General features: G+C 53.4%; 2 protein-coding genes. Both read left to right on the top strand.

Annotation, left to right across the window (positions count from 1 at the left end; all coding sequences use genetic code 11):
• The first annotated feature begins 173 nt into the window (after positions 1-173).
• Positions 174-674, top strand: a complete 501-nt coding sequence (locus PPL9_RS08680; RefSeq protein WP_057462339.1) for a J domain-containing protein — start codon at positions 174-176, stop codon at positions 672-674.
• Complete coding sequence (locus tag PPL9_RS08675; RefSeq protein ID WP_057462338.1) at positions 671-1,261, top strand: hypothetical protein; 591 nt, start codon at positions 671-673, stop codon at positions 1,259-1,261. Before PPL9_RS08680 ends, PPL9_RS08675 begins: the two co-directional genes overlap by 4 nt.
• The last annotated feature ends 169 nt before the right edge of the window (positions 1,262-1,430 follow it).

The following is a 1,430-nucleotide window of genomic DNA, read 5'->3' as shown; positions in this document are numbered from 1 at the left end:
GCAGCAGGGCTTGCGCCCTCACGCGAACTAGATCGTCACTCACCTGACCACAATCTTCCTCGCCTTTCAGGCTCCGGGAGATCATGGACAGCCTCCCTCCTCACCAGCTCCCGCTCACCCGTTTTATTGGCAAGGAAAGTAGAAACGGACCTTCCAGAGACGGAGCAAACACCATGAAAATCTCAGACGCCCTTTCCATCCTCGGACTTTCTTCAGGTGCATCACAAGAGGCAATCAAATCCGCCTACAAGAGAGCTGCCAAGAAATACCATCCAGACCTGAATCCGGCTGGGGCTGAGATGATGAAGCTTGTTAACGCTGCCTTTGATGTGCTGCGCGATGCGACCAGCACACAGACCCAAGAGGACAGCGATTGTAATTACGGCGAAGAACTCAACGCGGCTATCAACGCCATTATTGATCTGGATGGGCTGGAAATTGAAATCTGTGGTGCATGGGTGTGGGTTGGTGGAAATACCCGAGAACATAAAGAGACCCTGAAACAGGCAGGCTTCAAGTATGCCAAGAAAAAGCAGAAGTGGAATTATCGCCCGTCCGGATGGAAGTCACGCAGCCGTGGCACCTATTCAATGGATGATATCAGGGACGCACATGGCAGTACGCGCCCGTATCGTCCTAGTCGCCGGAACTATGCACTTGGAGCGGCGGCATGACACTGGAAGAAACGGTTTTACCGGTCGCCAGAATGTTGTTTGAGGGGGAGGGGACAATCCTCTCCCAAGGCCACCTTGTCACGGTTGAGGCTCCCATGGGAGCCTTGGTCATCAGCTTTATGAAAGAGCGCGGCCGCATACGAACCAATGCCAGCCTGCGGCATGATTTGGGAGACAGTCACTATTGGCGCAATCTGAAAGAATATGCTGCGTGGGGAGAGCAGCCAGCATTACGGCGAACGTTTGCGCCTGACCGGTTTACATCCCATCCTGAGCAAGTCCTGAAGGAGATCAACCGTCACATCACAGAGCCAGCGTTCCCGCTGGCCTTTAAGGCACTGGCGGCGATTGCTGATCATCACGATAAAAAATGCATGATTGCAGAAGTGGTCAAGCGGGCAGCTCCATCAGAAGCGCATGTGAATATTCACGGCAGGTACAGTTTGCGCAAGGCTATTCAAAGCTTTGATTGCAGTGCTCGCGGTGCTTTCGAGATCCGGCCAGACAGCACTTATTGTGATCTGGAAATTCAACATCTGTCTTTAGAGAAGATGGAACAGCTCATCGCCTTCCTGAATATCTCCTGAAGCGGGGAGGCTTTCATCCGCCTTATTGTCTTATTTGGACTAAGCCGTGCGCAGGCCGGTGCTCTGCGGGATCTGCCGATCCCACGGCGCACACTCTCTCCAAAGTCTTCATCTGGGAAAGTATGAAAACGGCGTGCCCTGGCTTGCAAGCCCTTCACGGGACCAGCAG

It is taken from the genome of Pseudovibrio sp. POLY-S9, assembly GCF_001431305.1.
Classification (GTDB): Bacteria; Pseudomonadota; Alphaproteobacteria; order Rhizobiales; family Stappiaceae; genus Pseudovibrio.
This window is presented reverse-complemented; position numbering and strand designations above follow the sequence as displayed.